General features: G+C 34.8%; 28 protein-coding genes and 4 pseudogenes. 2 read left to right on the top strand and 30 right to left on the bottom strand.

Translation table 11 applies throughout. The features are described 5' to 3' along the window. Window positions 1–21 precede the first annotated feature (21 nt). From AA0Y26_RS06725 to AA0Y26_RS06710, 4 genes are all read right to left on the bottom strand, one after another. Window positions 22–474 carry a hypothetical protein gene (locus AA0Y26_RS06725; protein WP_413366253.1) on the bottom strand — a complete coding sequence of 151 codons (453 nt, stop codon included), beginning with the start codon at window positions 472–474 and terminating at the stop codon, window positions 22–24. 331 nt (window positions 475–805) lie between these two features. Then, on the bottom strand, window positions 806–976 hold the full coding sequence (locus tag AA0Y26_RS06720; RefSeq protein WP_413366251.1) for a hypothetical protein: 171 nt from the start codon (window positions 974–976) through the stop codon (window positions 806–808). A 35-nt stretch (window positions 977–1,011) separates the two neighbouring features. Continuing rightward, window positions 1,012–1,455, bottom strand: coding sequence for a contact-dependent growth inhibition system immunity protein (locus AA0Y26_RS06715; protein WP_413366249.1), 444 nt, complete (start codon window positions 1,453–1,455; stop codon window positions 1,012–1,014). A gap of 68 nt (window positions 1,456–1,523) precedes the next feature. Further along, on the bottom strand, window positions 1,524–1,961 hold the full coding sequence (locus AA0Y26_RS06710) for a hypothetical protein (protein WP_413366247.1): 438 nt from the start codon (window positions 1,959–1,961) through the stop codon (window positions 1,524–1,526). 151 nt (window positions 1,962–2,112) lie between these two features. On the opposite strand from AA0Y26_RS06710, the gene AA0Y26_RS06705 reads away from it, so the two are divergent. Next, window positions 2,113–3,245 (top strand): IS3 family transposase gene (locus AA0Y26_RS06705; protein ID WP_413368087.1). Its coding sequence is split into 2 segments (ribosomal slippage): window positions 2,113–2,395 and window positions 2,395–3,245, totalling 1,134 coding nucleotides; the frame shifts between segments, so codons are not numbered across the junction. A gap of 924 nt (window positions 3,246–4,169) precedes the next feature. Here AA0Y26_RS06705 and AA0Y26_RS06700 read toward each other — a convergent pair. The 17 genes and pseudogenes from AA0Y26_RS06700 to AA0Y26_RS06620 form a co-directional block, all read right to left on the bottom strand. Next, window positions 4,170–4,448, bottom strand: a complete 279-nt coding sequence (locus tag AA0Y26_RS06700; protein WP_413366245.1) for a hypothetical protein — start codon at window positions 4,446–4,448, stop codon at window positions 4,170–4,172. 18 nt (window positions 4,449–4,466) lie between these two features. Further along, window positions 4,467–4,565, bottom strand: a pseudogene (locus AA0Y26_RS06695) (polymorphic toxin type 17 domain-containing protein); the annotation flags it as partial. A 415-nt stretch (window positions 4,566–4,980) separates the two neighbouring features. Then, a pseudogene (locus AA0Y26_RS06690) lies at window positions 4,981–5,067 on the bottom strand (DUF600 domain-containing protein); the annotation flags it as partial. Further along, the gene (locus tag AA0Y26_RS06685; protein ID WP_413366243.1) at window positions 5,064–5,555 is read right to left on the bottom strand and encodes a hypothetical protein; all 492 of its coding nucleotides are present in this window, start codon (window positions 5,553–5,555) and stop codon (window positions 5,064–5,066) included. The gene AA0Y26_RS06685 and the pseudogene AA0Y26_RS06690, both read right to left, overlap by 4 nt. A gap of 29 nt (window positions 5,556–5,584) precedes the next feature. Then, entirely contained in the window at window positions 5,585–5,782 is a 198-nt protein-coding gene (locus AA0Y26_RS06680; protein ID WP_413366241.1) for a hypothetical protein, read from the bottom strand. 319 nt (window positions 5,783–6,101) lie between these two features. Then, window positions 6,102–6,500 carry a hypothetical protein gene (locus tag AA0Y26_RS06675; RefSeq protein ID WP_413366239.1) on the bottom strand — a complete coding sequence of 133 codons (399 nt, stop codon included), beginning with the start codon at window positions 6,498–6,500 and terminating at the stop codon, window positions 6,102–6,104. A 297-nt stretch (window positions 6,501–6,797) separates the two neighbouring features. Further along, window positions 6,798–7,235, bottom strand: coding sequence for a hypothetical protein (locus AA0Y26_RS06670; RefSeq protein ID WP_156117019.1), 438 nt, complete (start codon window positions 7,233–7,235; stop codon window positions 6,798–6,800). Between the two features lie 852 nt (window positions 7,236–8,087). After that, window positions 8,088–8,951: an IS3 family transposase gene (locus AA0Y26_RS06665; protein ID WP_413366237.1), complete on the bottom strand. Its 864-nt coding sequence runs from the start codon at window positions 8,949–8,951 to the stop codon at window positions 8,088–8,090. Window positions 8,952–8,959: 8 nt separating this feature from the next. Further along, window positions 8,960–9,280 (bottom strand): transposase, encoded by a 321-nt coding sequence (locus tag AA0Y26_RS06660; RefSeq protein ID WP_413364128.1) that lies wholly within the window; start codon window positions 9,278–9,280, stop codon window positions 8,960–8,962. Between the two features lie 117 nt (window positions 9,281–9,397). Continuing rightward, window positions 9,398–9,649, bottom strand: a complete 252-nt coding sequence (locus AA0Y26_RS06655; RefSeq protein WP_036150291.1) for a hypothetical protein — start codon at window positions 9,647–9,649, stop codon at window positions 9,398–9,400. A 12-nt stretch (window positions 9,650–9,661) separates the two neighbouring features. After that, window positions 9,662–10,300, bottom strand: coding sequence for a hypothetical protein (locus tag AA0Y26_RS06650; RefSeq protein WP_413366235.1), 639 nt, complete (start codon window positions 10,298–10,300; stop codon window positions 9,662–9,664). A gap of 225 nt (window positions 10,301–10,525) precedes the next feature. After that, the gene (locus AA0Y26_RS06645) at window positions 10,526–10,735 is read right to left on the bottom strand and encodes a hypothetical protein (protein ID WP_413366233.1); all 210 of its coding nucleotides are present in this window, start codon (window positions 10,733–10,735) and stop codon (window positions 10,526–10,528) included. A 334-nt stretch (window positions 10,736–11,069) separates the two neighbouring features. Then, window positions 11,070–11,471: a hypothetical protein gene (locus tag AA0Y26_RS06640; protein WP_413366231.1), complete on the bottom strand. Its 402-nt coding sequence runs from the start codon at window positions 11,469–11,471 to the stop codon at window positions 11,070–11,072. A gap of 111 nt (window positions 11,472–11,582) precedes the next feature. Further along, entirely contained in the window at window positions 11,583–11,975 is a 393-nt protein-coding gene (locus tag AA0Y26_RS06635) for a hypothetical protein (RefSeq protein WP_413366229.1), read from the bottom strand. Between the two features lie 171 nt (window positions 11,976–12,146). Further along, the gene (locus AA0Y26_RS06630) at window positions 12,147–12,419 is read right to left on the bottom strand and encodes a hypothetical protein (RefSeq protein ID WP_036150220.1); all 273 of its coding nucleotides are present in this window, start codon (window positions 12,417–12,419) and stop codon (window positions 12,147–12,149) included. 388 nt (window positions 12,420–12,807) lie between these two features. Beyond that, a pseudogene (locus AA0Y26_RS06625) lies at window positions 12,808–14,046 on the bottom strand (IS110 family transposase). A 148-nt stretch (window positions 14,047–14,194) separates the two neighbouring features. Beyond that, window positions 14,195–14,977 (bottom strand): annotated as a pseudogene (locus tag AA0Y26_RS06620) (recombinase family protein). A gap of 208 nt (window positions 14,978–15,185) precedes the next feature. Between AA0Y26_RS06620 and AA0Y26_RS06615 the strand changes: the two are divergent. After that, a complete protein-coding gene (locus AA0Y26_RS06615; protein WP_107897808.1) occupies window positions 15,186–15,401 on the top strand; it encodes a helix-turn-helix domain-containing protein in 216 nt (71 codons plus the stop codon). Here the strand turns inward: AA0Y26_RS06615 and AA0Y26_RS06610 are convergent. The 9 genes from AA0Y26_RS06610 to AA0Y26_RS06570 all read right to left on the bottom strand — a co-directional run bounded on the left by AA0Y26_RS06610 (window position 15,398) and on the right by AA0Y26_RS06570 (window position 22,823). Beyond that, entirely contained in the window at window positions 15,398–16,219 is an 822-nt protein-coding gene (locus AA0Y26_RS06610; protein ID WP_413366226.1) for a replication initiation protein, read from the bottom strand. The two genes, AA0Y26_RS06615 and AA0Y26_RS06610, sit on opposite strands and share 4 nt — an antisense overlap. Window positions 16,220–16,874: 655 nt before the next feature. Then, on the bottom strand, window positions 16,875–17,222 hold the full coding sequence (locus AA0Y26_RS06605; RefSeq protein WP_259420521.1) for a hypothetical protein: 348 nt from the start codon (window positions 17,220–17,222) through the stop codon (window positions 16,875–16,877). A gap of 19 nt (window positions 17,223–17,241) precedes the next feature. Next, window positions 17,242–17,898 carry a deaminase domain-containing protein gene (locus AA0Y26_RS06600; protein WP_413366224.1) on the bottom strand — a complete coding sequence of 219 codons (657 nt, stop codon included), beginning with the start codon at window positions 17,896–17,898 and terminating at the stop codon, window positions 17,242–17,244. A 617-nt stretch (window positions 17,899–18,515) separates the two neighbouring features. Then, complete coding sequence (locus AA0Y26_RS06595) at window positions 18,516–19,124, bottom strand: pentapeptide repeat-containing protein (protein WP_413366222.1); 609 nt, start codon at window positions 19,122–19,124, stop codon at window positions 18,516–18,518. A 13-nt stretch (window positions 19,125–19,137) separates the two neighbouring features. After that, a complete protein-coding gene (locus tag AA0Y26_RS06590) occupies window positions 19,138–20,307 on the bottom strand; it encodes a hypothetical protein (protein WP_413366221.1) in 1,170 nt (389 codons plus the stop codon). Window positions 20,308–20,933: 626 nt separating this feature from the next. Next, entirely contained in the window at window positions 20,934–21,407 is a 474-nt protein-coding gene (locus tag AA0Y26_RS06585; protein WP_063180277.1) for a hypothetical protein, read from the bottom strand. 181 nt (window positions 21,408–21,588) lie between these two features. Next, window positions 21,589–21,912: a hypothetical protein gene (locus AA0Y26_RS06580; RefSeq protein WP_063180282.1), complete on the bottom strand. Its 324-nt coding sequence runs from the start codon at window positions 21,910–21,912 to the stop codon at window positions 21,589–21,591. 218 nt (window positions 21,913–22,130) lie between these two features. Next, window positions 22,131–22,292: a hypothetical protein gene (locus tag AA0Y26_RS06575; RefSeq protein ID WP_413366219.1), complete on the bottom strand. Its 162-nt coding sequence runs from the start codon at window positions 22,290–22,292 to the stop codon at window positions 22,131–22,133. Between the two features lie 42 nt (window positions 22,293–22,334). Further along, complete coding sequence (locus AA0Y26_RS06570; RefSeq protein WP_413366217.1) at window positions 22,335–22,823, bottom strand: DUF2247 family protein; 489 nt, start codon at window positions 22,821–22,823, stop codon at window positions 22,335–22,337.

Below are 22,823 nucleotides of genomic sequence, written 5' to 3'. Positions count from 1 at the left end.
CAGTCAAGGTAATCAAATTATTTACTCATTTTCATATACAGTAATGAACAATTCTCCGTCCTCTTCCTCAAACACCCTTACTATTATCTTCCGCTTTGGAAATCTGTTCTTAAAGCTAAGTGACCAAAATATTTTAAGAACCTCTCCTAAAGCCTGTATTTGCTCCTCGAAGTTCTCATCTTCCTCAATATTAATATGAAAAAAATCTCTCACTTGATATAAGTTCATCATTTTTTCTATGTTAAATTTATTTCCTTTACATTCTTTCTTCCACATTTCGAAATGTTTTTCCGAAAACTTATCTTTTAATAAAAAACAGCCTTCGACTTCCAAAACATCAGGATAAAAAAATTTCGCAAACCCAAGTGCTGTTTTTATATCTGATTTCATATTTACATAGCTCCACCATGTAAATTTTCCTTCATTAACATCTTTAAATTCCATAAACTCACCATTTATTTCATCATTGAACAAGATTGTCACACCCTAATCTTTTCATAGATTATATTTACATGTTTATTCATTCTTCTCGTTTTATTCATAATCCACAACCCTCGTTAAAAATTTATATATTAAAAATGAAAATATTTTTTTGGTGCAGGAACTAGATATGTAGTAACTAAACTACCATTTTTATCAGTTATTACTTGTATCCATGTAGTTTCAGTGCCTTTTACATCTGGGATACTTGGCTTTACAGTACCTACAGTTTTCATCTTCTCTACAAAGAAATCGTTATTAGGTAGACCATAACAAAAAGAGAAACCTTGAAAGTCATTTAACCAATCCAGGCTTCATTATATAATTATTTTAGTTTGCTTATCTGTTTTGAGAGATAAACTCCTTGGTATTTGACCATACCTTCCACATCGCCAAATTCAACCTTATAAGCTTTATTATGTATATCATAAATTATTATTATAGTACCTACCTCTCTTTCTCTCCCACTACTTTTGATTGTATCTAGTTTTTTCACGTTCCCTGCTTGCTTGTTACATTTTCTATATCATATTATTTAATTTTATTTTTTATTATATTTACATAGCCTTTATACATTTCCTTTTCTTCATCGGACATGCAAACATCTGCAAAATCTATGAAGTTGTTCCTTTCCACATTTTCAATCATCCTATCTAATTTACACTTATGTGCCGAGAGTATCTCCGGACTAATGGATGACAACCTTTCCATCATTTCCGTTGAATCAATGTCAGCATAGAAAGGTGTGTTCTGTTCATCAATCCTTTCAATAATTTCAAACGCTGCTAAATCTTTAAAAACATCTTGGCTAATACAGCGAATCAAATCAAAGTTTGATAACTCACATAGACATTTATTTGTAATTTCTAAGTACCATACAGGAAGTGACATATCAGAATATTGAATTGCATTTTGTATTACACCTTCATATTCTTCATTGGTCAAAAACTCTTTTAGTTTCATTTTTCTATTCATTACATACATTACTCCCATTATTATTTAAGTGGTTACACTCCGCCATTGGGGGTAACCATATTTTCTACTTATTCTGGGCAAAAATCTAAAAGATCAAAAAACAAAGCATATTCAACCGTTACCTGGGGACCAAAAATCGTAACTTGCGGCTTGAATGATAAATCAGGGATAACTTCATTTAATTCCCCATAGGATAATATTGTATATCCTTTTTGGGTAAATATATTTTTAATTAATTCGTCAAGCGCTTGTTGCTTTCTAGTATACGGTTGGGTATCATAGCCATCAAGAGTTGAAGACATACTATTCGTATCCTTATTTTCAACTTCAAATTCATGCTGAAGATAAATTAATGGAGCAAGTTTGGATATCAACAAAGTACTGCTATAGATAACTTCAAATTCTCCTTTCGTATATTTCTCATATCCAAAAATCAATTTTGATGAGGGCCATATTTCCCCACCGCTCATATCGATGATTTCTATGTCGTTCTCCTCTGCAAACAAATTTAGTTCTCGCGGTATTTTTATGCTTTCTTTACACCTCACTAAATAGTCTTCTGTGTCCTTATTTCTGTAATATTGGATAGGTTACACTAAGTTGGACAGATAATATAAGGGCTTGTAAACTTAGACTATCAATTAAAGGGAGCGTGCTATTATGACACGCGGGCGTCGAACATTTACACCCGAATTTAAACTGCAATTAGTGAAACTTTATGAAAACGGCAAGTCTCGTGCGGACATTGCCCGAGAATATGATATTACGCCTTCTGCGTTAGATCGCTGGATTAAAAATCATAAGGAAACAGGATCATTCACAGCGAAAGATAATCGAACAGAAGAAGAAAATGAACTTGCTCGATTACGCAAAGAAAACCAACGTTTACTAATGGAGAACGATATTTTAAAGCAAGCAGCGCTGATTATGGGACGAAAATAAATGTGATTCGTAATAATGCTCACAAATATTCGGTATCAGCAATGTGTGCCGTCCTCCACTTACCAAAAAGTACGTATTATTATCACGCTGATCTATCCAATAAGCGTGCACAAAAGACCGAAGATATAGCAATTTCTAAAGAAATCGCCCGTATTTTCAAAGAAAGCAGAAACAATTATGGTACACGTAAAATCAAAAAGGAATTAGCTAAATTGCCGAAGCCAATGCTGGTTTCACGTCGTCGAATTGGACGTCTCATGAAGGAACAAGGGCTTGTTTCGAACTATACAATCGCACAATTCAAGCTTCATCAATCAATGTGCAATGAAGCCCCTGTAAAAAATGAATTACAACGACAATTTAAACAAAAAGAGCCGTTGGCTGTTATTGTGAGTGATTTAACGTACGTCCGAGTCGGAACAAAATGGCATTATGTATGCTTATTTGTTGACCTTTTCAATCGTGAAATCATTGGCCATAGCGCTGGTGCAAGTAAGAGCGCAGAGCTTGTCTATCAGGCCTTATCAGGCATTAAAGGAAACTTGAACGACGTTCAATTATTTCATACAGATCGAGGGAAAGAGTTTGATAATCAACTAATTTCAGAAGCTCTTGGAGCCTTCGGAATCCAGCGGTCACTAAGTATGAAAGGCTGCCCTTATGACAATGCAGTGGCCGAAGCGATGTTTAAGGTATTTAAAACGGAATTCGCTAACGGAGCCCATTTCTCTTCCCTTGAACAGCTCGCTCTTGAACTTGGTGATTATGTTCATTGGTTCAATAACATTCGAATTCATGGAACACTGGGCTATTTAACACCTATGGAATTCAAGCAACAGCTCCTATAATTTTTGTCCAGTTTAGTGTTGACATTCCATATTTTCACTAATTTCTACCACAATATTTTTTTCGGAAGAAGTTCCTTCATCCTCAATTGCCAAAAGTAAACTAGAACTTCACCGAATTGATTAATACTCTTTTCATTTTCTACTGATTCTCTCTATGCGTGTAAAAAGAAATCACCTAATAATCAAGTATTTATAAATTGTTCAATTTCCTTTCGATTGTTAGCAAACTGTGCCTCTAACTCTTCAATATCATTTTGATATAACTCAGAAATAAAAATATAATATTTTATTTACCTCAGGGGATAAAATACCAGAAACCGCCATAAAATCTCCAATATTACAAGTATCTTCTACATGACTCATAAAAGAAATTCCATTTTGGTTTTTAAAGTCATTAAAAATTTCTTTTTTACTATACCTTTGTGAATCAATTTAAAATGCCTCCCTTACTGTACTTTCTTTCCCTAACATTTTGAGTATCTCATTTAGAACATCATCACTTAGTTTTCTTAGCCATATAAACTGCCTTAATTTTATATAGTTCGGGAAGTCAATCAAGGTTTTAGAGCTAGACGCTCTGCCTCTTTCTACTCCCAGTTCCCTAGTGAATGAAAATTCGATATCACTAAATTTCTTCACATCATCCTCTGCGTACTTATAACACTTTCTTGGCAGTTCCTTTCACCTTGTTTGGATGAAGGACACCTTCACTTGATCTGGTATTTCTTTACCTGTATCGATGGTGCAACTTCCATGAGATTTTGGGTCAAATAGTAGATTACTTTTTAACCATAAATTTCTTTGCGTTAAGAAAAAACCTTGAAAGGCATATAGCCAATCAAGGTCGATCATCCAAATTATTTATTCGAAGTCTTCAAACCAACAAGTAAAAAACTTCACACTTTCATTAAAGAAAACTGTACTTTAATCATTGATATCTGAACAAGCGGAAACTTTCCCTTTATTCCAAAACCAATTACTTGATATCTTTTCAAGTATTTTTTCTGCCTCTTCCATATCAAGAACATTTGATGTTTCGATATCACATGTAACCTTAAACCATCCATCAACTTTCCAATAAGGTTCACTTGAACGCATATTGAATGAAGTTATATTACTTTCAATCTTTTTTATACAATCGTTTAATATTATCAATGCCATATCATTATCCTGACATTCTCCAAATAAGCTAAGTTTAAACATAATACCTCCTATTCTAAGTTAGTGTGAAAGTGTCCCATCAGTTGCAACGTTAATATATTTCTTATCATTTTCCGTATATTTCTGCCGCTCTTTCATTCCTTTTTCAAAAAGTTGAACACCCCATTCAAATTAGAAATTCTTGTTTGGATCACCATGATGATAAGAACTCGTAATCGATAATTTAATAAATTTATCAACATGTTCATCCAGTTGCTTATTTAACTTAGCTTCTTTACCTGAAACAAATCAAAAACTTCCTTTATGAGGTAAACTCTCCTATGTCATTGAATTTATAATATTACTTTGATAATCTTCCATTCTCCGGATGCTTCCGTCTTTAATATTCCTTATAAGCATCACTATCCTTATTCGTAAAAATATTTTTATAGGTCTTACATGGGTTACTCATATTCTATGTATAAAAAATCAACTAATATCGACTGGGTAGCACCAACTATAAAAACCTTAAAAGGCATTAGCCAATCAAGGTCTAATTTACAAATGACTTTCTTTTACTTCTTCTTACCAACAATCAAAAAATATCATCAGGTAATAGTTCGTCATCATTTGAATAACTCAAGTCATATCTATAGTTTGCTTTTAAACTATTTTTCTTTACCCTTTTTTAAAATCTTTTCCTCTTGGATTTTTGTGGCACCAATCACTCTGGTACGGCATGCTTGTGATTTTATCTAGGTCTTCTAGAGTGTAAAACCATTCTTCCTCAACCCATATTTTTGCTGTCGGATAAATCTTAAGTATAGCGTGTGAAAATCGCAATAATAAATCTTCATTATCATCAAAATCGTCAGATACTACTGCTTTAAAATATTCATTATTCGTATCATCCCATTTAAAACTCACTAATTGATATTCATACGGTTCATCATATAAGCTAAAACAAATAGTTCTTGAATAATTCTCCCTAAATGGTATGTCACTTATATAAACTCGGGTGTATTTTAGTGTCCCATCTCTATCGTAAGTTTCTTCGTCATTATCAAAGAAAAGATTCTCCTCTATACATATTTTATTAAGATCCCTCAATAAATCATTTGCTGGAATACTTTCTCCACGTTTAAATAATAAAAAAGATGACATTCCCATTACTTCAGTACTCCCCCTAACTCTTCAAGCTAATTTACAACTGCTACACCCTTGCTGTTAAGTTCTTGAATCATTTTAGTTGTTTGTGGATTTGAGACATACAGTACACTCTCTCTGCCCTCATAATTAAAGAATGGAGAGCTACTTGGATTAACACACTTATCAATTTGATCCATTTTAACAGCATACTTTGACTTCTTAAACTCAATAATTTGATGTTGCGTCATAATATCAATATCTCCTGGTGATTTACAGATGGGGATATTATGTAATTTTAAACCTACCCTGTTACTTCCACCCTTTATTAAAAATAATTTCCAACTTTACCCTCTATGGCTTTACCAACATTGCTACTATTCCTTGCACTTTCAATTACATTTGGAATATTCTTAGGGTTTTGTTCAATCCACTTTATTTTACTACCGCGTGGATTTTCAAATTCAACTCATAAATTTAGATGTGCTATTGAATAAATCGATGACTTACTCGGTCCTGGGAAGCCCCATGAGTCTGTAAAAGAGATTACACAAAAATCTTTACAAGCCTTTATATAATGACGTTAAAAGGTGCATGACCTGTTTCAGCATTCCTTAATAACGTTGGTTTTCTAAAACGTAAACTAGTTTCCAATTTGAATATGGCGATATCTCCTTCCATCTCCATAAAAGATACATTAATCCACATGGGAGCTTTTGGGAAAAGTCCTCCTACAACTCCTACCACATCCTCTAATAGTAGTTTTTTATCACCAATATTCTCTTTAGATAATACAACACGTTTCATCATTTCATCGCTACCATCTAATAGTTTCCCATGTTCCTCCACAGGCTCTATAACAAATTTAACTATATCACTTGAAATTTCCCTAGCCTCTTTTATCTTATCAACTGCTTTAGATAAATTTGTTGAAAAAATTTCTTCATTCATTTGAGTAACTTTAGTCAAAATATCTCCTCCTTTATTTCCATTTAGTTGATTGTATTTTCTTTAATTTAGTTAAATCAACATAGCCATTGCTCGTTAGTTCTAATTGGTATATTTCTAACCACGCGTTTTTCATCTTTACTCCAGCACTATTAAGTATTTGCTCATAGTTTTTGGCTTACTCAGCTGTTGGAGTATAGTGTCCTGATTCATTTGTTATTTTTCTAACATTTCCATTAGCATCAACTTTTTATTTTCCAGCAGCTTTTTTCGCTAAATGAGAATGTCCTCGTTTAATCTTTAATTTACCATTTATATCTATGATGAAGTTAACTTCTTTAATTCGATCTCTAATCTTAACTTGACCATTCTCCAAAACATATCCAAAGCTCTTCCTTGCTGAATCTCATTTAGATATCTGTTTTGAATTATTTGAACTGGTTGTCTAGATACCGAGACAACACTATTATCCGTAACATTATCTACAGCCTTACCTGCATCCCTCGCAGCACCTATAACATCCCCTGCCTTATCCAATAGCTTCGCAGGCTTAAAGAAGGTGAACCTAATTGCCATTGCTTTTTTAACTACTGTTGCTTCTGGGTCCAGTATAGTTCTAATATCCCCTGCAAAGAAATCATACGCGGCCATGGCATATGGTGCCAGTCCGCCTGGGCCATTGCCGCCCAGCACCTTCCGCATACCTTCATAGGTAAGCTCTTCCTTCGAAACTACCTCCTGCATATAAATTGTCATCTCCCCTATTTATCATACTTCCTTCGCAAAGCAAGTATTAAAACCAAGTACCTTGATGGTACAACCATCATGAGTTATGATTTTCATAAGCATTTTTTACATTGTCTATAACTCATAAAAAACACTTGATGCCTGAAATGGCAATCAAGTGTTTTACAACTAGCTATATGACTATTGTGAGTATTGATACTTTATGAAATTAAACTTCTTTTCCTTTTGATCAGTAGTTATCTTTAAAAATTCTATATTTCTGCTGTCAACTTTTAATATTTATCCATCAATTCAGGGTAATCAGAGAAATACTCATCGTCGTCAGCAAAAACTAATCCTGCATGAAGTTTATCCTCATATCATTTGTGGTGCCTGACACCTTTATCTTGAAATAGTTGATCGACATTGTCTTGCTCCGTTATGGAATACATATATTAATCGAATAGTTCGATGTCGTTTCAGGTACCAAGCGCAGAACATCCTATTATTTTTAATTTTAAAAAACGTTGCCGACTTAGTAGCAACGTTTCTTCATATTGTCCTCGTATTAGGGACCAATTCACACATTTTTCTTTCGTGGTACCTGGTCCTAGTATTTCTCTTTCAGTTTTTCGATCATATTTTCATAATCAAGAAATTCTGTTAGTTCTATGGCTATTAGTGAATTGATTGCCGTTTCCAATTGTAAATGGAAAATCTCCGCAATATTTTAATTTTTCACTAGGGCATAGACGATTTCTATCATAAATCGGTTTAATAGGAAAGATCTCTTTTTAGGATTGGTTGTGGTGACTTAATTAGGACAAAAAAAAGATCTTCTTTTTGGACTTACCCCTGTCAAGTAGACAGCTTTAAAAAAGACTAAGCAGCCATCTGGTGTCGATATTCTATCGGTGCCAGGTGGTTGAGTCGTTTTTGGAAGCGTTGGAAGTTATAAAAGTAGATGTATTGTTCAACGGCTTGTCTCACTGCTTCTTCCGTATTATCGTGTAAAAGATACAAACACTCGCTTTTAAAGTGCGAGAAGAACGACTCGATACAAGCGTTATCATGGCAGTTTCCTTTGCGAGAATGACTGCCAATCATGCCAAGTTGACCTACGGTCTGATGATACTTAATCGATGTGTATTGGAAGCCCTGATCCGAATGGATGATGCTTCGGTACACCTTTCTTTTTGCCGTCAATTCCTGTAGTGTGTCCATGACTAATTCTAAATCGTTACGCTCACTAATTTTCCAGGCGACAATTTCGTTGTTATATAAATCTTGTACAGCTGATAGGTAGAGAAAACCATTTTTCGTCGGTAAATACGTAATATCTGTCACGAGCACCTCATTTTCTACACGCTCTTTAAAATTACGCGCCAGCACATTATCAAATACACGTGATAGTCGATTTCCCCATATACGATGCTTTTTACGGATAATCGATTGAATACCCAACTCACTCATTAATCGATAGACCTTCTTATGATTCACATGAAATCCTTTGTCCCGTAAAGCGATTTTCATACGAGGATAACCATACATTTTATGCGTTTGATGAATCGCTAAAATATGCTCCTTTAAAAGGATATCATCACGTTTACGTAACGATATCTTGCCATTTTTAAGCCATCTATAATAACCTGAACGTTCAACTTTCGCCATTTCAGTGAGCCATGTAATCGGATACCGATCTTTCATTTCTTCGATAATATGATAACGGTCTGGATAAGTGGGCATTCCTCCATTTACAGATTTGGATACTGCTTTTTTAAGTATTCTACCTGTGCCTTATAGTAATCACGTTCTTCTTCTACAGTTTTAAAGTGGGTACGTTTTCCTTTTAACGGATTCTTCACACCTTTCGCTCCAGAACCCGTAGATGGAAGGCGATTAAAGGCTTCAATTGATTCAACTTCTTTAAATTTTTTCACCCAGGCCTTCACTTGTGAAACATTGCGAATTTCATATCGATCCGCAATCTTTTGCATACTTTCATTGCTCGTTAAATAGGCTTGTACAATTTCTAACTTCAATTCATTTGAATACGTATTATTTTTTCGCGACATAGAGAAAATCCCCTTTAAGTAAAATGTTTATCTACAGCGTACTGTAGGTTTTTTAACATTGTCTACTTAAAGGGGATAATATCAGAAAGGCATAAAGCCAATCAAGGTTTAAACTCCTTAGGATTCAAATGTCATTTTCTCAGGAAATACACCGCCTTCCTTAACTAGAAATCTTGCCATTCTTTGAGCCGCTCTATCGAAGTAAAATTGACTTGAATGATTTGGGTTGTTAATCGGTTCTAATTCGGAGAACATTCTAGTTTCTTTGTTTAATTCAATCTTTCCCATTATCTCTTCTTTTGGACCGAATCTATAAATCACAACTGATTCATCCTCGTAGTCTTTCAAGAGTAAAACAAAAGCTCCCATTTATAATCACCTCTAATCTATTTCCCACAGACGACCTGACCTAATAGCAGCGTCGTGAGCAGTTTCATAGTTTGTCTTAAATATACCTTCAAACCTTGACTCAAACAATTCATGATTCAATAAATCAATGTCTTTCGAGTTGTAAGTGCCTTGCTGTAATCTAGTCCATGCTTGAGCAATTTCATAATCAGGGTCAAACCTTCCATTTCCACTTGACTTGATATGTTCATTATTAAATACATGGTCTTTGATGCGTTGAATTCGAATTTCTGAAATTCCTGTGTTCTTTGAAATCGCCTGAACATCTGAAGTTGATGCTCTTATACTATCATACATTTTCGATGCTTCAGCTTCTTGACGGAAATATTCATCTACTGAGAGGTTATTACGACCTCCAGTTTGAACATTACCCGTACCCTTATCTACCGCCTTACCTGCATCCCCCGCAGCACCTGCAACGTCCCCTGCCTTATCCAATAGCTTCGTATGCTTAAAGAAGGTGAACCAGATAACCATTGATTTTTCAACTGCGGTATTCTCCGAATCCAGTATAGGTTTAATATCCTCTGTAAAGAAATCATACGCGGCCATGGCATATGGCGCAAGCCTGTCCGGTGTACTCTGGCCATTACCGCCCAGCACCTTCCGCATACCTTCATAGGTAATCCCTTCCTTCGAAAACTACCTCCTGCATGTAAAATGTCATCTCGCCTAATTCTCACACTTTTCTTCCTAGACCGCTGTTTACATAGTACTTCTTGATGGCCCAGCCTTCATGAGCTCTCGAATCAAATATCAGATAACTTTTTAACCACAAACTTCTTTGAGTTAAGAAAAAACCTTGAAAGGCATATAGCCAGTCAAGGTAATAAACTCTCAAAGAATTATTCTGTTTTCGACCTTATAATTATCGCTTAATTTGTTTTCAATGGAGTTGGCGGTTTCGCTAACTAAACGTAGAAAATGCTCTCTATCTTGTTCCTGTGCAAAACCTTTAAATCCAAAATTCACTTCGTTATCCTCGAATAAGTTATCATACATTCCTTGAATTTCATCTAGCGCTTTAACAATCAATGGCTCATTCATAAGTTCTACGTTTTTTGTTACGGCAACAACATCATTAGCATTATCCTTTACGCCACTATTGACCGCCCACTATAACTATCGGGTCATCCATGTTTAAAGTTGCAAATATTTTAAATAATGTGAAAAAAGAAGATACAAAAACAGGTCAATCATGGTATCATCTGACCATAATCAACCTGTTTTTTACAATATTCAAGCGTCTCTGTGTGTACAACGAATTGATGAAATCATTATGCGGGTATCATATGGCTTAACTGTGTTATTGGTTTAGTGTTAGGTTAATTTGGCACTAGCCCACCGTTTAACCAGCGAAAATAGATTACATATCAAAAACTCACAAGGTATATCTTTCATAAAAATCGTCATTTTTATATGATTGTTCTATCATATAAAATAAGTCTACATCAATTTCATCAGACCACATATCCAATCCAATATATGGAGACTCCGTATAATTTATTTCGATATTATAATCATCAATGACAAACTTACGTCTCTTACCATTTTTAATTAATGAAATCAATAAATTTTTGTTAATTGACAACTGCTTACCTTCAAAATAAATTTGCGGACCTGTCTTTGTTGGGTAAATCGCAAAAAAACTTTGATCATCCTTAAAATACAACCCTGTAAATCCTGGGGCTTTTTTGTACTTTGCAAATATTTTCTTTCCAGTTGAAAGTTCTAATTCACAGTACTCGGCTTCATCATATTTTTTCAATTCTATTACATTCATTTTTTCTCTGCTCCTTTAACCATTTTTCAAAACTCGAAAGCAATTTGTCCACATCAGGATTTGGTCTAGAGGCAGACTGTATAATTTGAGCGTCTGTTTTTCCGTTTGCCTTTAAATACTCGTAGGTAGGCCAAGTGGATCTCCGTACCTCCCTTTGTTTACTTCGTAAATGTATTCCCTTAAACGTTCTGGGGTAACATTATTATACTGTACACCAATATCTCTTCTAGCTTGATTCATTATTTGTGCGATTTCTGCTTCGGATCTTCCTTGCTTTAATAGTTCCTCAGCTTTCTGAGCCAAGCCTGCTACTTCTTTTTCATATGCCTGTCTAAGTGGATGGATCTTTACCCCATTAGCTGTTTCTTTTAAAATTTGTTGGATTTGTTCTTCGGTAAATCTCCCAACTTTACCCTTCCCCTTATCAACAGCCTTTCCTGTGCTCTTCACATCATCAACAGCATCTGGTTTTTTGTTTAACAAAATAGATAGTAAATCAAGCATACATTTCAAAGACATTGCACGTACTACATAATTCGTAAAAATATAATCTACGTTTTACATAGGTGACCCATATTCTCTGCATAAAAAAATGAACTATTCGTCACTGGGTAGCCCTACTAATAAAAATAGACCTTGAAAGGCTTGGGAGCCAATCAAGGTCAAATAAAAATACTAATTAATATAATAATTAATTAAGTCATCACGTAGTTTATCAATTAATTCATCTTCACTCATTGAAATCGGATATAGGTCACCATCTTCAAAAACATTATTAACCGCTTCATTATAACTATTGGCAAATTCGATAACGTACGATTTTAATCCTTTAACAAAGGTTACTTTATAATAAATGCCACCCTGTGAAAATAGTGGGATACCATTCACACTAACTTTTTCAAAACTCAATTCCTGAAATATCTCTTCGATTTTTTTCTTTAGTTCCATAATCTCATCCTTATGAATTATTTAATAAAATTCCCTTGCATGTCATAACGATTTGTTCCAGTTTTACCTGAAGATAACTTCCAATATGGAACTCCACCATGGTGTCTACTCCCAGGATGATATTGTAATATCCTGTCACCACCCCAATTAACCTTAAATCCACCACCAACTTCAAAAGTCTTTCCTTTTAATGAACCTCCACTTAGTGGTTGTGGATTATATCCATTATCTTTTAGATATTTATGAAGCTCATCAGGCTTAACTCCTTTTAACTTACTTGGGTCATCTAATATATCATCTAAACCTCTAATACTCTTTAAAGCATTACCCGTACCCTATGTTGTAATCTTAAAATCCACTAATAAAAAAACATCTATCTTCAACCTTATTAAACTACTACTTCTTCCTCTTTTATTATCGGCAATTTATAGGCTGTTTTGTGCTTCATCATGCCGTAAATAATGTTTACAAGCGTTCTCATGATACAAACTAATGCTTGTCCCTTTGTTTTGCCTTCTTTTAGCTTCCGTTGATAGTATGCATGGAATACTGGATTTCTTGGCAGCTTACTTCCTTTTACCACCTGTACTTGCTGTACGGCTAAGTTGTAAAATAAAGCGTGTAGCGCCCGATTTCCCTGCTTGCTTTTTTGTTCCCTTCCTTTCCCACCAGAACCAAAGTAAACAGGCGCAATGCCCGCAAATCGTGCTAATTTATTGGCATTAGGAAAGCGCCTTACATCACCTATCTCGGCAATTAATGCGGAAGCTCTCACAAGGTCAATTCCTGGCATAGAGTCTAGGTGAAAGTCTAGTAAGCTCATTAACTCTTTTAATTCTCTTTCCACCTTGCCTATTTCCTGCTTTCCAAATAAAATATGGCGCAAAATGCTTTCTACCAAAAAATTTCGTGTTTCTTGATATTCTTTTGTTGTATTCCCATCCTCTTTTACTAGCTTCAATATTTCGTTTGCTTTTTTCACCGAACACGTATTATTACTCACTTCTAATAAAAAGGTAGTCAACTGTTTTACACTCACACCCTCTAAGCAAGATGGTGAAGGGTACTTTTCCCAAAATGCTAGTGCTGTTTTTCCATCCACCTCTGAGAAAAACTTCTTATAGCCTGGATAATGGTGGTTCAATTGAATGTGAAGTTGGTTCTTCAAAGCACCTTGTGCTTTCACCAATGCATTTCTTCTAGTGACCAGTTATCGTATTGAGCAAAATAAATCATGTGGCTTTGCGTCTGGCAATTGGTCAAGTTTATTTACCAATATGCGCGCCACACAATTCGCATCCCAACTGTCACTTTTTTGTGTGGTCATGCGGCTTTTTCGTTCAGCGTATGAAAGTGCTGGATTTACTTCTTTTACAACTTGTCCATGGTCAGTTAGATATTGTGCCAGTGCTCGACCGTAACCACCCACATCTTCTAAGCCAAATACAGGTGTCAACCCTTCTTCTGTCAGTTTATCAATATCTAGTAAACATGTTGAAAAAGCGGACGGTTTATTTTCAACCTTTATTTCATCAAGCTTCTCTCGCCAACAATTAATAATCACTGCCACATGAGGATGTTTATGTAAGTCTACTCCCACATAAAAATGTTTCTGTCGTTCGTGCATTAACTTATCCTCCTATTCAATGGAATGAAAATGCCAGCAACCTTAGTTCGAGCGTTCACCAACTGGTGCGCATTGGTACGAAAGCCTATCCATTTTCACCGTTATATGAAGATATATAAGTAAATGAGCACCTTTTTTAAGTAGCCCTTCAAATTATTGCAGGGTGTTGCCCATTTGCTTGTATTTGTCCATATGTATAAATCCCCCGATAAAAGCTCTCACGGTCTAAAATGCGCTTCACTTGTACTTTTGTAAATCGTTTTCCTTTCTCTGTTTGATAGCCTTCCATGTTAAGCTGTTCTGCCAATTGAGATAGTGACCAATGTTAAAAAAAATGTCTTAATTCAAATAGCCTCCGTACAACGATCGCTTTCTCTGTATCCACTTCTAATACTTTTCGCCCTTTCTGTACTGTATAACCAAACATGACACCGCCACCTGCATAGCCACCTTGTTCAGCTTTTTTCTTTCTGCCCCTACTTAGTTTCAATGCAATCTCTAATCGTTGATATTGGTCTAATAGCTCCAACATCCCATTCACTAAAAAATCATTTGGTTCATGTGTGTAGATGCTGTAATTTGGCTGCTCAATCGCTTTCACATCTGCGTTATATTTTTTCAACTCTCGTTGTATCAATACTTTTGCCATATCAGAGCGCCACAAACGAGACGTATTTAATACAATTACTTGGCTCACTTGATGATATTCTATATCTGCCAATAGCTCTTGCAAGCCTTCTCGCTCAATAGTTAATCCATCTTCATCAACTGTCGCTCCGCTGAGTCCTCTATCCTCATATATGTGAAGCAGTTGTAGCTTATTTTCGTCACAATACCTCTCAATTTCTTCTACTTGATACGCTAAGCTATATCCTTCACGTACTTGCCCTTTTGTTGAAACTCGTACATAACCAACTACTTTTTCTTTCATAATGCCCCTCCCGTTACAGCAATTAAAGTCCCTGTAACGCTTACCCGTTTTTTGCGGATAACTTGTGTGTAACGTCTATCCGTTACAACATACTGTACGACCTTACCCAAATTCTGCACAACCCTTTATTTTACAGTCGTTTTTTCTCTAGTAGGGTCGTACACTATAAGTAACCGTTACAATCCAAAAAAGAGGTGGTGTTTTTATTATGTCTTCTACTATTCGTCTACGTCTCAATGAAATTTTAATTGAAAAACAAATGAGCCGTCGGCAACTTGCCAAGCAAGCCTCATTGCGTCCTAATACCGTCAATGATTTATGTACTCAGCCCATACAACGTCTGCATCTAAGTACTCTTTCAGCTTTGTGCGACACATTACACGTCTCGATCCAAGACCTACTTGTATTGGAGATAAACGATTAACTTACTCGAAGAACAATTGAACTTGGTTCTTCTATCAATCTTTTCCACTCCACCCTTGCTAATTCATCGAAGTCCAATCGATACTGATTCGTAAGGGTCTTTTTTATTTCCCTCCGTATATACTGTGTATACATATCTCTTCCATCTCGCATGCTAGCTACCCGTTCTTGTTGTTTTTTCTTAAATTCTTCCCCATCTATGACCACCGCCGCAAAATAGTGTTCATTCTGTTTTGGTGGATGTTTCATGAGGTCTTTAAGCAGTACTTGCTCATTTACCTTGTACACCACTTCTATTCGGCTTAATTCATGTGCTAAATAAATTCCTTTATTCCTTGCTAGTTCTAGTCGTTTATCATAAACCCTACAGAAACCATTCCGTTTACGTTGGTCACTTCTACCAAAATACCGTGTTGTATCAAAGTGTGTCATATTCCTCCGTGCGTCTGTCGGTATCACCACTATATTTTCCAAGCCCGTTTGTATATCATACGCTACATCACAGCTTACAAATTCTACTCGGCTTGCTCGTATTCCTATCCTCTCTAGTATTTCTTTGAAATGTGAGTAATGCTCTGGCCTTGTCTCAATCCTTAGGGTATGTAAGTGACCTTCTGTTTCTCTAAAGTTTTTAAAATATAAATGAATGTATACATCGTCACTTTTCCGCATGTGCAGTTCATAGCTATATGTTCCACTATAAATCTTCATTTTCACTTTATATTTCTGCACCCCCACCATATAAACACGTAAAAATGCTGAATGTGGTACATCCTTATAATCTATAACAAACTTATCTATCGAAACCTCTATTTCCATTGCCTGCTCCTCCCCTTGTATGCTAGTACTTGTATAAAATTTAACACTTAGTACACTAATTAAATAATCATCATCTTCTCTATCTATGAATATAGAAATACGAAAAAGCACTTGTCGCCTGTTATAGACAATCAAGTGCTTTAAGTTTATAAATTTTCTAAGTTTATTAATATATTTGAAAGTTTTATAAGTAATTTTATATCGACAGTATGACATCTTTTATACTACTTGGCAAGTGTAACGTTTAAACCCTTTAGCATGTTTAATCTCGTGTGTTGTTACTAATACCATCCATAAGTGGCCCTTGTAAGTAAAATGTCATCTCGCCTATTCTCGCTCTTATTGCTTTATTGTTAAAATAGGACTCCTTGATGGTCTAGCCTTCATGAGTTATTATTTCAAATTCAAGGAATCTTTAACCGTAAACAAGTTTTAAATGACTCTGTCATATTATACCTTGTATTTATCGCCACGAGCATTGGCAGTATCATTTGTTTGTTACTATTTCCTGGTCTTACTACCCTCACTGTGTAAAATGTCATATTGCTTACTTCTCACGCTTTTTATTGTTTAGTAATACTCACACTGCCTTCATGATATCATAATTTTAAACACCGCATTGTTTATTACCTCAACTAATTCTAATTTTTCCTTACTATAAAATTTTATTAACATCCTTAGATTTCTTTTTAAATCTTTCGATGTCTAATAAAATTTGTTTTGTATTTTCAGAACCTACTTCCTCTTTAGTAGGTATTGATTCGAGTTCATTTATCATACTCATTAACTCAGCTTTAATATCTTCACGAAGATAATTTCTTTCAATACTCAAAAGTGCAATTCTTAAATATATAACTAATTTCTCAACCTTACTATTCACTATCCCCCTATAGTATTCTTCAAGAAGTTTTTCAGTTACTTGTGAAATAGATAAACCTTCATTTAAAAATTCATCAAAATCTTCTATGACATATTGATTAAGCTCTTCATAACTACTCAACATTGATTTTATACATTCCCTTCTAATCTTTAAATTCTCCCGAGTATACATTTAATTTGATATTCGGATATTCTTTTCTAAACTGCAAAATTATATCTGTACAACTTCCACAAGCAGGTAACTCCGTAAATAAATCAATTGTTCCCTTAACAGTCTTATCATCGCCTAATTGCCTTGATATATCTTCAAGGATTTTACGTTCAGTATCATTAGCTCTTAAGAACGCATTTGGTGCATCTGTTTCTCCTTTATGGTTAACTGACTTAGCTGGAAATTTACCTTCACCAATGACATATGAAAAACCACCTTCATATTCTTTATGAATTCTACTATGCGCTTTAAATTCTGACTTAAGTCCAGAAATATTAACATCCGCTACTGCAACGTTACCATATTTCTTATATTTTGATGGTAAATTATCACGGATAGCCTGGGTCCTTTCTTGATATTTATCTACTTTTTGTGTATATGAAAGATTACCCGTACCCTTACCACCAATCTTCTCATCCAGCTTCTTGGCCATCTGAACAGTGGCTTTCTTTAAGTCCTGTGCCATTTCACTTACTGTCTTAGGCACTTTTATGCTGCCTAGCGGTGTCGCTGCTTCATACGTAAGAGGTGTTTTTACATCTCCTAATTTTTTCGTATAATTTTTAAAATACGTATAACTCTTCTGCAATGGAGACTTTATATAATCGCCGTACACTTTCTTGGCAGCTTTTTTACCTTGTCTGGATGAAGGACATTCTTTACTTGTCTCACCACTTCTTTCCCCGTATTAATGGCGCCTTTGCCTACCTTAGCTCCTACTCTGACAAGCGGCTCTCCGGGAATAGCTGCTAATTTTGTCGCCGTTGATTGGATTTACGCCGAAGACTTCTTCGAGTCCGTCCTTAATATTAGAGATACCCAGCTAAAGGACTTCTCTTCCGATTTATATACCTTTTAGGATTCCTCCTTCGACAGATTCAGCGCCTTTATCATAATCTTCACTCTTTAAAACTCCAGCAATTTCATTTACACTCTTCCCACTAGATGCACTTGGGTTTGATTCAATTGTTTCAATTGATTTAACTGTAACTTTACCATCATTATTTTAAGGTTCATAATATATGATCAACTAATCAAAGATTTTTAGAAAACAGACTCCTAAATAATTTATCACACTACTGTTTTTTCATCTTTCAACTGAAAAAAATCCGACAAAAAAGCTGATAGATCAGTTTTTCTGTCGGGTTTTATTATATGTTAATGAATAATCTAGGATTAGAATAATTGTTTTTTCGGAAGAATATTTTATTGTAGTAAAGTCTTCATCTCATGGTTTGATAAGCCACTTTTAGACTCTCCATTAATTACAATTGTTGAATTTACAAATTGGGTCTCACTAAAACCTGTAATATTTTGAAATGTCGTTTTCTCAAAGTAACAATTAATAAATTTTACATTTTTAAAAGTTGAATCATTAAATGATGCTGATTTAAACTGTGTATTTTTAAAAACCACTTCTAAAAAATGCGAATCATCCAAATAGGTTAATTCATATTTGGAATCGAAAACGTTCACATTGTTAAATTGAGATTCATAAAAAGTAGTTCTAAATAAATCAAATCTATTTATTTCTGTTGAATTAAAAATTGAATAGTCAGCATTACCTTTCCTAAAAGTATTTTCTGAGAACTTACATTTGTCAAAAACACTACCACAAAGCGTTGCTCCACTTAAATATACTTTTGAAAAATCACAACTATTAAACTTAACCTCTAAGAAGTTGCTATTATTCAAATCATATCCCGTGAATACTATGTCCTCAAATGAAGTATCTTCGTAAATTAGTTCACACACTTCTTCAGATAATCCCATTGAAAACTCTTTATATTTTTTTAGTTTAGTAAATAAATCCATATATTAGCACCTCCTAAGGCCACACTACTACTTTATCCTTTAAACCTCGATTTGAAATTTCTTGCAAAAGCCCTGTTTTATTATCCTTACTCATATTAGAAACATCAAGTATAACATTTTCTCCTTCTTCTAAAGATTTATCAATTGACTTCATTGCGTTTTCAAGTTTATAACCTCCCTTTTTAGGAGGATAATTTGAGTTAAAAGACTTGACATCCCAGGCTTGCCCTTTGGCATCAAAAAATTCAGCCTTGCCAGACGGATCTCTAGTTATTGGCCCATCTAGTTTCTTAGCCTCCTCCAATTCTAGACCAACCCTTGCTTCATGTTTTCCTTTATCCATATCAATCTGCCTTGTAGAGCCTGCATGAGCTGGATCATGTGCCAATTCATCCAACTCTGCTTTTGTTCTTCCTCCAGTATAATTACCCGTACCCTTACCAACTGCCTTACCTGTGCTCTTCACATCATCAACAGCCTCTACAGCCTTCCCTGCATCCTTCGCAGCCCCTGCAACGTCTCCTGCCTTATCCAATAGCTTCGCAGGCTTAAAGAAGGTAAACCCGATAGCCATTGCTTTTTCAACTGCTGTTGCTTCTGGGTCCAGTATGGTCCGAATATCCTCCGTAAAGAAATCGAATACATACTTGGCAGATGGCCCCATAGATTTGGCATATAGCGCAAGCCCGTCCGGTGTACCTGAGCCATTTCCCCCAAGCACCTTCCGCATGCCTTCATAGGTGATCTCTTCCTTCGCCGAATAGGTACCAAGTGAGGACGGGCTGCTAACATCCATGCCTTCTGCCTGCTTGGCCAGTGCAGCATAGATTTCCTCCAGATCTGGATCGCTGCTTTTGCTTACCTGCTGCACCGTTTCACTTGTTTGATTGCCTGGTGATAGGTTCCCTAAGCCGAGCATCACAGGGCCATACGTTGGGTAGGGCTTTTGCGCAAATCCGCCAAAGCCGAATCGGATTGGCGCCATATTGGATAAGGAAGCCTGCAGCATCATAGTAAGCTGATTCTGTTCATGCAGCGCATGTGCCACACTGCCGACTGGTGCCTGCTGGGCAGCTATCGCCATGCCCAGGCTGGACCGTGAAGCCATCGCAGACCAGGTATCAGCTGGGAAATTGACATCTGTCAATCCCGCTTTATCCTCGAACTTTGCTATTCTCGTCATCCGTATAATGAAACAAAATATTATTGCAGCCTACTTGAGCTTTCCACTCGCAGATAAATCGGTTTTAAATTGTCTCGAATGTATCAGCTAATTTTATCATCAGAGAAAAAACCTTGAAAGGCATTTAGCCAATCAAGGTTTTTGCTTGGAAACCAGGATTAATCTCTCTTGATACAAAATATCATTATTTGTTTCTTCTAAAGAAGTAATTAGTCTAAATAAAGTAATTTTTCGCATAAACTTTTGGATTCAAAACTTTGATATCTCAAATTTAATCCATGTACTCCTCAGCAATTCGTATACTTCTCTTTAAGTTTAAATCTAGGTATCTTTGATCTAGGCAATATATTAATTCAATATACTTTTTACTTTGTAAATTATAAGCCACTTCTTCAACAACCTCACTTAAAAATGAAAGTTCTGTTTTTTTGTACAAACCTTTAAAAAACTCAAAGTCAAGTTTTCATCTTTACTTAGTAAAACAATTAACTCTTCCTATTCCTGCTCAATTCTTAGGTCATTATCATCTAGTAATGCTCGTGCACCTAAGACTGCTCTAACTTTTAGGTAGATGTTAATTTCTTCTATAATTATAATGGTTTTATTCGTTTATAATAACCAAATGCCTAGTTTGGCAATTTTTCTTTAATGTAAGAATGTTCAAGAAAACTAAGCAAACTCTTGGTTAAATATTTTACCTGGTATTGATCTAAATCACTATTGACAATTAACTGACCATTCTCTTTTCTAAGTAATTGATCCGAACCGTTTTCTAAAAACAATAGATTTCCGCCAACTTGTCTCATAAGATTCCCAATAACTTTAAACAAAACTTCTATTCCTTGATAGAAAGTGTTACCAAATAATTGAACTCTAATGCATACATTTACATCTAAATCGTAATGCCTTCTAATAAAAGCTATGTCAGATATATCCTCAATTTCTAGAGCTAATGAAAAATACTTAATCCCAATAACTATTTCTTCTTCACTAATGTGAACAGTTATCTCTTCGTTCACAGATTCAACTATTATACTTCGAATAATTTCCGCCAGGGATTTACAACTTAAATTAGAGCTTAAAAACAATTCGTAATCCATTTATTTCTCCTCTCCAAATACTCGTGTAATTTTTCCGTCGTTCACAATAAGTAATTCTTTTAAGTTTTTCAAATCTCCATTTGGATTAGCTTTTCTTTAAATACCTTCAGTAATTTCAAGAATTTTCTCAGGTGGAAAATTATCCACATTAAGAACAATTCTTTCTGCCTGTGTTTTTGTTTTACTTGTTATGGGTCCTAAGGACATTATCTGTCTTCGTATTTGGTGTTGGAGCATAACAATCAAATACTTTGCCTTCAATGAGAAAATCTGGATTAGATGTTGCTTTTATACCGTGACCATTACCGCCATTTACTTCATTTAACATTTTTATTTCATAGCCCTTATTTGCCAAGAACTCTGCTGTTTCATTCTCTTTCTTAACACCAGGTGAATCACCCTTTGTGTATTCTCCTTTTGGCTTACTCCCATTAGGTAATGAAGATTCAGTCAGATTAGTATTACCCGTAGCCTTATGCCCTGGCAATAGGATTTTATAGACCATTTATAAAAAACACAAACCACAATACAAGCGCCTAGCTCACATTATGGTTTATTGATTGTATTGTAAGTTCTGCTGATAGGATTGAAAATAAAATATCTGGATAAATTATTATGTGTCTAGCTTTCTTAGAAGATATAGACAATGAGTTTGCGTCTATTGCTGACTCTAATCTATAAGCATTAATCAACATCAATTATCTAAAAGGAAGATTATTTTTACTACAAACTAAGCTCTAGCTCATAGATTAAATTTTGTACCATTTTTATATTTTCACTTTTTAATAATTGAGGGTTTAATACTGATACAAAGCTTAAAAACTTTTGTGCATTTATGAGTGTCTCTTTTACAAAGATATCTATATCAATTAAACTTTCTTTCACGATGGCTTATTAGTCCATCGTTCTCTTTAAACTCTCTAGTTATTATAATATTAATTGCTTCTCCGCATCCAAAAACTCCTCAACAAGTTCTTTAATTGTATGTTTTGAATCAGATGGATAATAAAATGCATCCGATACTTTTCTAAAAAAGTCATACATATTTTGGGGCGTATTAAACATTGAAAAAATATTTTCAATTTCTTCAAAGATATTTTCATCAGAATAATTATTATATGCCTCTTTTATAATACTATATAACCACTTATGATACTCTTTAGCCATGTCTTCCGAAGAACTGTCAGAGATTATTCTTTCAAGTATATCATCTACTTTATCTTCTACTTTATCTTCTACTTGTTCCCACGCCAATTCAAGGATGAACTCATTATTAACATTAGGATTATTCTTTAGATATTCGGTAGCGTAATTTGTTACTTCTAAGGAAGATATTAACTTAAACTGTCTACCAATAAATAACGTAGCCCAGTTACAATTAAATCCATTTTTCTCAACTATTTCGATTTTATACAA

It is taken from the genome of Lysinibacillus canaveralius, assembly GCF_047301505.1.
In the GTDB taxonomy this organism is placed as follows: Bacteria; Bacillota; Bacilli; order Bacillales_A; family Planococcaceae; genus Lysinibacillus_B.
Note: the sequence above shows the minus strand (reverse complement) of the source record. Positions and strands in the feature narration are given on the sequence as shown.

Excerpts from the sequence above, each read along its gene's own strand:
- AA0Y26_RS06715 (WP_413366249.1), bottom strand. The coding sequence starts at position 1,455 with ATGAATAGAAAAATGAAACTAAAAGAGTTTTTGACCAATGAAGAATAT.
- AA0Y26_RS06700 (WP_413366245.1), bottom strand. The coding sequence starts at position 4,448 with ATGTTTAAACTTAGCTTATTTGGAGAATGTCAGGATAATGATATGGCA.
- AA0Y26_RS06685 (WP_413366243.1), bottom strand. The coding sequence starts at position 5,555 with ATGGGAATGTCATCTTTTTTATTATTTAAACGTGGAGAAAGTATTCCA.
- AA0Y26_RS06680 (WP_413366241.1), bottom strand. The coding sequence starts at position 5,782 with ATGACGCAACATCAAATTATTGAGTTTAAGAAGTCAAAGTATGCTGTT.
- AA0Y26_RS06670 (WP_156117019.1), bottom strand. The coding sequence starts at position 7,235 with ATGACAATTTATATGCAGGAGGTAGTTTCGAAGGAAGAGCTTACCTAT.
- AA0Y26_RS06665 (WP_413366237.1), bottom strand. The coding sequence starts at position 8,951 with ATGCCCACTTATCCAGACCGTTATCATATTATCGAAGAAATGAAAGAT.
- AA0Y26_RS06660 (WP_413364128.1), bottom strand. The coding sequence starts at position 9,280 with ATGTCGCGAAAAAATAATACGTATTCAAATGAATTGAAGTTAGAAATT.
- AA0Y26_RS06655 (WP_036150291.1), bottom strand. The coding sequence starts at position 9,649 with ATGGGAGCTTTTGTTTTACTCTTGAAAGACTACGAGGATGAATCAGTT.
- AA0Y26_RS06650 (WP_413366235.1), bottom strand. The coding sequence starts at position 10,300 with ATGCGGAAGGTGCTGGGCGGTAATGGCCAGAGTACACCGGACAGGCTT.
- AA0Y26_RS06645 (WP_413366233.1), bottom strand. The coding sequence starts at position 10,735 with ATGAATGAGCCATTGATTGTTAAAGCGCTAGATGAAATTCAAGGAATG.
- AA0Y26_RS06640 (WP_413366231.1), bottom strand. The coding sequence starts at position 11,471 with ATGAATGTAATAGAATTGAAAAAATATGATGAAGCCGAGTACTGTGAA.
- AA0Y26_RS06635 (WP_413366229.1), bottom strand. The coding sequence starts at position 11,975 with ATGCTTGATTTACTATCTATTTTGTTAAACAAAAAACCAGATGCTGTT.
- AA0Y26_RS06630 (WP_036150220.1), bottom strand. The coding sequence starts at position 12,419 with ATGGAACTAAAGAAAAAAATCGAAGAGATATTTCAGGAATTGAGTTTT.
- AA0Y26_RS06615 (WP_107897808.1), top strand. The coding sequence starts at position 15,186 with ATGTCTTCTACTATTCGTCTACGTCTCAATGAAATTTTAATTGAAAAA.
- AA0Y26_RS06610 (WP_413366226.1), bottom strand. The coding sequence starts at position 16,219 with ATGGAAATAGAGGTTTCGATAGATAAGTTTGTTATAGATTATAAGGAT.
- AA0Y26_RS06605 (WP_259420521.1), bottom strand. The coding sequence starts at position 17,222 with ATGTTGAGTAGTTATGAAGAGCTTAATCAATATGTCATAGAAGATTTT.
- AA0Y26_RS06595 (WP_413366222.1), bottom strand. The coding sequence starts at position 19,124 with ATGGATTTATTTACTAAACTAAAAAAATATAAAGAGTTTTCAATGGGA.
- AA0Y26_RS06590 (WP_413366221.1), bottom strand. The coding sequence starts at position 20,307 with ATGACGAGAATAGCAAAGTTCGAGGATAAAGCGGGATTGACAGATGTC.
- AA0Y26_RS06585 (WP_063180277.1), bottom strand. The coding sequence starts at position 21,407 with ATGGATTACGAATTGTTTTTAAGCTCTAATTTAAGTTGTAAATCCCTG.
- AA0Y26_RS06580 (WP_063180282.1), bottom strand. The coding sequence starts at position 21,912 with ATGGTCTATAAAATCCTATTGCCAGGGCATAAGGCTACGGGTAATACT.